At 62.4% G+C, this 5,833-nt stretch carries 6 protein-coding genes and 1 riboswitch; of the genes, 2 read left to right on the top strand and 4 right to left on the bottom strand.

What is annotated here, in order from left to right; translation table 11 throughout:
* Positions 1-808: glycine cleavage system aminomethyltransferase T (locus EN935_RS19270; RefSeq protein WP_127373529.1), on the bottom strand; the 808-nt coding region annotated here is incomplete at its 3' end.
* A 149-nt stretch (positions 809-957) separates the two neighbouring features.
* Positions 958-1,044: riboswitch (glycine riboswitch) on the bottom strand.
* Between the two features lie 292 nt (positions 1,045-1,336).
* Between EN935_RS19270 and EN935_RS19265 the strand changes: the two genes are divergently transcribed.
* Positions 1,337-2,338: a hypothetical protein gene (locus tag EN935_RS19265; protein WP_109671503.1), complete on the top strand. Its 1,002-nt coding sequence runs from the start codon at positions 1,337-1,339 to the stop codon at positions 2,336-2,338.
* Between the two features lie 18 nt (positions 2,339-2,356).
* Here EN935_RS19265 and EN935_RS19260 read toward each other — a convergent pair whose 3' ends face one another.
* The gene (locus EN935_RS19260; protein WP_109671561.1) at positions 2,357-3,085 is read right to left on the bottom strand and encodes a GntR family transcriptional regulator; all 729 of its coding nucleotides are present in this window, start codon (positions 3,083-3,085) and stop codon (positions 2,357-2,359) included.
* An 8-nt stretch (positions 3,086-3,093) separates the two neighbouring features.
* A complete protein-coding gene (locus EN935_RS19255; protein WP_127373528.1) occupies positions 3,094-4,374 on the bottom strand; it encodes a D-amino acid dehydrogenase in 1,281 nt (426 codons plus the stop codon).
* A gap of 220 nt (positions 4,375-4,594) precedes the next feature.
* Between EN935_RS19255 and EN935_RS19250 the strand changes: the two genes are divergently transcribed.
* The gene (locus EN935_RS19250) at positions 4,595-5,389 is read left to right on the top strand and encodes an aspartate/glutamate racemase family protein (protein ID WP_126068942.1); all 795 of its coding nucleotides are present in this window, start codon (positions 4,595-4,597) and stop codon (positions 5,387-5,389) included.
* 40 nt (positions 5,390-5,429) lie between these two features.
* On the opposite strand, the gene EN935_RS19245 is transcribed toward EN935_RS19250, so the two are convergent.
* Positions 5,430-5,833, bottom strand: a 404-nt coding sequence (locus EN935_RS19245) for a molybdopterin-dependent oxidoreductase (protein WP_164771205.1), incomplete at its 5' end; no start/stop codon positions are given.

The raw sequence follows: 5,833 nt of genomic DNA, 5'->3' as shown, positions 1-5,833 counted from the left end.
GCGCATCGGCGCCGATGAAAGCGCCGGAAGCGCGGATGTCCTTCGGGATGGCCCACATCAAGGCGGCGCTGGCCGGGTCGGTCTCCGGCGTGATGTCCTGGCCATGCAGGCAGAGCCCTGCCTCCAGCCGCAGGCTGTCGCGGGCAGCCAGCCCGATCCACAGCACGCGTTCATCGTCGAGCAATTTCGCAACGAGATCGCGCGCATCGGCCTCCGGCAGCCCGATCTCGAAACCGTCCTCGCCGGTATAGCCCGAGCGGCTCATGAACCAGTTCTTCCGCGGTTCCACACCGTGCATGAACAGCAGCGAGCCGGTCTCGATGCCGGCGCGGGAAAGAGCAGCCCAGGCCTCCGGACCCTGGATCGCGAGAAAGACGCGGTCGAGCGGCTCGACCTTGGCGTCGAAATCCGCGGCAAGCGCACGCAAATGCTTTTCGTCGGCCACGGCGTTGCCGGCATTGGCGACCACCATGAATCTGATATCGCCAAGCCTGGTGACGATCAGATCGTCCAGAATGCCGCCTGCCTCATTCAGGAAGAAGGACAATTTGGACTGCGAAATCTCGAGCGCGCCGACGTCCAGCGGGCAAGCACGGTTGAGCAGCGCAACCGCCTCCGGTCCGCTGACCTCGAACAGTTTCATATGCGAGATGTCGAACAGGCCTGCCCGTTCGCGGGTGTGAAGATGTTCCTTCATGACGCCGGCCGGATAGGTCAGCGGCATCGACCAGCCGGCAAAGGCGCCAAAGCGCGCACCGGCGGCCATGTGGATATCTTCTAGGGGGAGGTGTTTTGTGTCGCCCGTCATGTCGTCTCCAGAGTCGCACGCAATCGGTCGCGAATGGCGACCAGTCCGTGCCCCTCTGTCTGAAGCCTGAGAGACTCGCGCTGCCGGAACTCTGTCAGCGGCGCTTACACCTTCGGCGCGGGGGCAAGCCCCGACTTTCCAGAGTGTCTTTCCCGTCTACGGTTCTTTTGCCTGAGAGATTTCGGGCGATTTCCCCTTCGGCGGCAGCTTTCGCTGCTCTCTCCCGCAAACAGGTAGGACTCAGACCCTGAGTCCTCGACGCGCCATCCATAGCTTGTGCGCGACGGCTTGTCACCTGTCAGCGACATCTAAAGCGCGTCGCGCTGAAACGGAGTCAGGCGACGCACTTTAGCTCTCTGTTTTGATGCATGTCGTTCGCCCAAACCCGCGGCACACTTTTGGGCGACATGCATTGGCCCACAAGTCTTCGCTAACCACGCCGTTTGCCGGTTTTTCAAGACACTGCTGATATGGTGGCAGGCATGACGCTTTGGGGCTGGTATTGCCGGCGGCGGACGGGGACGACAAATGGGCGAATTGATCATGAGTGCGCCGGTGGCCGGGCTGACCTCGAAAAGCAGCATCGCCGCGGAGGATGTGGCGATGCTGCGCCATGAGGTGTTCGGCGATGGCGTGGTGACGCGCGGCGAGGCCGAGGCGCTGTTCGCGCTCGACGCCACGGCCAAGGACAAATGCCAGGAATGGCCGCCCTTCTTCATCGAGGCGGTCACCGACTACATCGTCCACCAGGAAAAGCCGTCGGGCTATATCTCGCAGGACAATGCCGACTGGCTGATCCGTACGATCTCGCGTGACGGCATGGTCGACAGCCGGACCGAACTCGAATTGCTGGTCCATGTGCTGGAAGAGGCGAGATCGTCGCCGGGTCAGCTTTGCGTCTATGCGCTGGAGCAGGTGGCGCATGCCGTTATCGACGGCAAGGGGCCGCTGATGCTCGGCGGCGCACTGGTTCCCGGTTTGATCGCCAAGGCCGAGGTCGAGCTGCTGCGCCGGATCCTCCATGCCCATGGCGGCGACGGCAACATCGCCATCACCCGCGCCGAGGCCGAAGTGCTGTTCAGGATCAATGAGCGGACCGCTCAAGGACACAACGATCCGTCCTGGAACGACCTGTTCGTCAAGGCGATCGCCAATTTCGTCATGTGCTCGGCCGGCTATGAAGCGCCGACGCGCGATGTGGCGCTGCGCCGTGATGTCTTCCTCGAACACGCCGATCCGGAAATCGGCGGTTTCTTCAGCCGCATGATCTCCGGCGGTCTTGCCGGCATCATGGAAGCCTATCGGTCTCCAGGCGACATCGAGGCCGAGTGGGAAGCCAAGAACAGGGCGGCCGAGGCCCTGGCCCGCCGCGCCGAGACGATCGATGCCGGCGAAGCCGGCTGGCTGATCGAGCATATCGGCGCGGACCGGCCTCTGTACGAGAACGAACGCGCGCTGCTGACGCTGATCAAGCACGCCTCGCCGGAAATCCACCCGGCGCTGAGGCCGCTGCTCGACAAGGTCGCCTGACCGGCAAAGGTTGCCTGATCAGATCTGGCCTACATCGATGTATATCCGGGCGAGGCCTTCCCGAACGGTCGACATGGCATCGGCGACACTGATGGCGATGTGGTCATGCATGAGCCTGGCGGCGCTGTCGGCATCGCGGGCGACCATGGCCCGGGCGATCTCGCTGTGTTCGGTGTAAGTCGTCGACAGTCGCCGGTGCTTCTCCACTTCGATCTTGCGAACGAAATGGATGCGCGTGTTGATGCCTTCGAGCATGCGCGCCAGTTCGGGATTGCCTGACAGCCTGGCGATGCGGATGTGAAATTCCTCGTCCCTGGCGGTCAGTTCGGCGCTGGAAAATGAGTCGGCTCGCGCCATGGTCAGCGTCCACCAGTCGACGAGCGCGGCGAGTTCCTCATTGGTCGCGCGCTGGATTGCCAGCCTGAGGGAGCGGTCCTCGAGCACGGCCCGCACATCGGAAAGATTGACGATTTCGTCGACATCGAAGCCGCGGCAGAAGAAGCCGCGATTGGTCTGGAAGGTGATGAGTTCCTCCGTGACCAGCCGCTGGAGGGCCTCCCGGATCGGGCTGCGGCTGACGTTCAGCCTCGCGGCAAGCGCCACTTCGTTGATGCGTTCGTTCGGCTTGAAGCGATAGTCCATCGCCATCCGACGGATCTCTTCATAGACACGCGGGCCGGTCTTGATTGGCTTGGATGCCGACGCCGCATTGTTGTCCTGGTTGCTTTGCCTGGTGGGTCGGAGCATGGCGTCGGTCAAGCCTTTGCGGCGCTTGGTTCGGCGAACCGCGCCTGTGTGGGAAGGATACCATCGAGGGCGATTGGTGCAGCCCGGCCGGCGATCAGATCGGCGACGATGCGGGCCGATCCATGCGCCATGGTCCAGCCGATATGGCCGTGGCCGGTGTTCAGCCAGAGGTTTTTGATGTTGCGCAGGCCGAGGATCGGCAGATTGTCGGGCGTCATTGGTCTCAGACAGGCCCGCATCTCGGCGCGATCATAGGCGATACCGCGTGGAAAAAGATCCTGCGTGACACGCTTCATGAACACGAAATCGGAGGGTTTGTGGCTGCGATCATAGCCTGCAAACTCCGCGGTGGCGGTGACGCGGATGCGATCGCCCATCGGCGTGATGGCAACGAGGTTATGCTCATCGATCACGGGAAGTTTTGGCGCCAGGGCCTGGTCGACGATGGGAATGGTCAGGGAATATCCCTTGATCGGGTAGATCGGCAGGCCAAGGCCGATCTTACGGGCGAGGATCGGGCTTTCCGCGCCCAGGCACAGAACGTAGGTGTCGGCCAACACCTCTCCCTTGTCGGTGACGACCCGGGTGATCGCGTCGTTCCTGCGTTCGATCCCGACGATCCTGGTGTCTGTCAGGATCTTGCCGCCCCTCGTTTCGACGATGGCCGCCAGTGCGCGCGTGAACTTGGCGGCGTCGCCGGTTTCGTCGGTCGGACACAATATGCCGCCAGCAATGCCGCCGCGCGACGAAGTCAGCGCCGGCTCGCGGTCAACGATTTCCTGCGCGTCGACAATGCGGATCTCCTGGCCGTCGGCCTCCAGCAGGCGCATGTTGGCAACGCCCTTGTCGAGCGCCTGACGGCTGCGGTGGAAGTAAAGAATGCCGGCCGAGGTCCTGTCGTATTGGATCGCTTCCTCCCTGACGACCGCCTGCAGGACCGATTGGGAATGGACTGCAAGCCGATGTTTGAGCAGCGTGTTGCGACGCGCCCTTGCGGCCGTGCACTCCCTCAGGAAGCGCAGCGACCACGAGTAGAGATGCGGGTCGGCGGAGAGTTTGAAACGAAGCGCCTGGTCTTTCTGGAACAGCGACTTCAGCAGGATTTTTGGGGCGGCTGGCGATGACCAGACGAAAGAGTGACCGGGCGCGATCATGCCGGCATTTGCCCAGCTTGCGCCCTCGGCCACCTGCGGTGCCTGCTCGAGAACGGTGACCTGATGGCCATCCTTTTGCAGCTGATAGGCCGTGGTGATCCCGACCACGCCCCCGCCCAAGATCAATACGCGCATTGCCGTTCCAATGGCTGTCGTTCCTATTGTCGACAATTCAATAGGAAGACGCCGATCCTTGTCAACGGCGCAAGGGCGGCGACTGACAAGTGATCCACCTAAGCGTAGAATTTAGGCGTTTCCGGTTTCCAAAATCCGCACGGAGCCCTTGACACCTTCGGCAATGTTGCCGTTTTCTATTGTCGACAATTCTGATTGACATCAGGAAGGGGACTACACCATGGACGCCCCGGTTACCCGCGCCGACGAAACGCTTGTCCTCGACAAGGAACACATTCCCTTCAAGACCGACGACGGTATTGGCACCCGCGCCAATCTCGGCCTGCTCGTGCTGCGGACCGACCAGACCATCGAGGATGAATTCCGCTATGCGCTGCCCGCACGCGACATCGCGCTGTATGAGGCGCGGCTCTACAGCGATGTCGAGATCACGCCGGAGAACCTGATGAAGATGTCGGCCGTGATCCCGGCAACGGTCGGGCTGCTGCCCGACGTCAAGTTCGATGTGATCGGCTTTGCCTGCACCTCGGGAGCGCTTGTCATCGGCGAGGACAAGGTCGCCGCGCGCGTTCACGAGGTGCTGCCAGGCGTGCAAGTGACCAACCCGGTGACGGCGGCACGGGCCGCGCTGAAGGCCCTAGGCGTCTCGCGGATCGCGCTGCTCACCCCTTACCTGGCGAAAATCAATCACTCGCTGCGTGCATCGCTGATGGCGCGAGGAATGGATATCCCGGTCATGGGCTCCTTCAACGAGGCGGACGACAATGTCGTTGCACGCATCACGCCGGCATCGGTCAAGCAGGCCATCTTGGAGATCGGTGCGTCGAGCGACTGTGAGGCCGTGTTCGTTTCCTGCACCAGCATGCGCGTTGCCCGGATCATCGAGGAGGTCGAGAAGGAATTGGGGAAACCGGTCACCTCGAGCAACCATGCACTTGCCTGGCATATGCTGCGGCTTGGCGGCATTGGCGAGCAGATTGCCGGAAAAGGCGAGCTGTTTCGCTGCTCGCTGTAGGCCTGGCCATCTTTAGAGGCGCAGCGTTTGCGGCTGCGGTTCAGATGCCACCGTACCAGTCGTAGCCATTGTCTTCCCAATAGCCGCCCCTGCCGCCGCCGACAGTGGCAAAGCCGTCGACGAGTTCGATCTTGTAGAGATATTTCGGCATCTTATAGCCGAGCTGGCGCTCGACGCGGACACGCAGCGGCGCGCCGTTCTCGACCGGCAACGGCTTGCCGTTCAGGCCATAGGCGAGGATCGTCTGCGGGTGACGGGCATCGATCAGGTCGATGGTGCCGTAATATTTGATGTCGCCGGAGAGGCTGCGGTCGATCGTGTCGAGGCAATGGAACATGACATAGCGCGCCTGCGGTTTGACCACCGCCTGGTCCAGCACCAGCGACAGCGGCGTGCCGGTCCATTTGGCGATGCAGCTCCAACCTTCGACGCAGTCATGGCGGG

The organism is Mesorhizobium sp. M7D.F.Ca.US.004.03.1.1 (genome assembly GCF_003998635.1).
In the GTDB taxonomy this organism is placed as follows: Bacteria; Pseudomonadota; Alphaproteobacteria; order Rhizobiales; family Rhizobiaceae; genus Mesorhizobium; species Mesorhizobium loti.
This window is presented reverse-complemented; position numbering and strand designations above follow the sequence as displayed.

Excerpts from the sequence above, each read along its gene's own strand:
- EN935_RS19265 (WP_109671503.1), top strand. The coding sequence starts at position 1,337 with ATGGGCGAATTGATCATGAGTGCGCCGGTGGCCGGGCTGACCTCGAAA.
- EN935_RS19260 (WP_109671561.1), bottom strand. The coding sequence starts at position 3,085 with ATGCTCCGACCCACCAGGCAAAGCAACCAGGACAACAATGCGGCGTCG.
- EN935_RS19255 (WP_127373528.1), bottom strand. The coding sequence starts at position 4,374 with ATGCGCGTATTGATCTTGGGCGGGGGCGTGGTCGGGATCACCACGGCC.
- EN935_RS19250 (WP_126068942.1), top strand. The coding sequence starts at position 4,595 with ATGGACGCCCCGGTTACCCGCGCCGACGAAACGCTTGTCCTCGACAAG.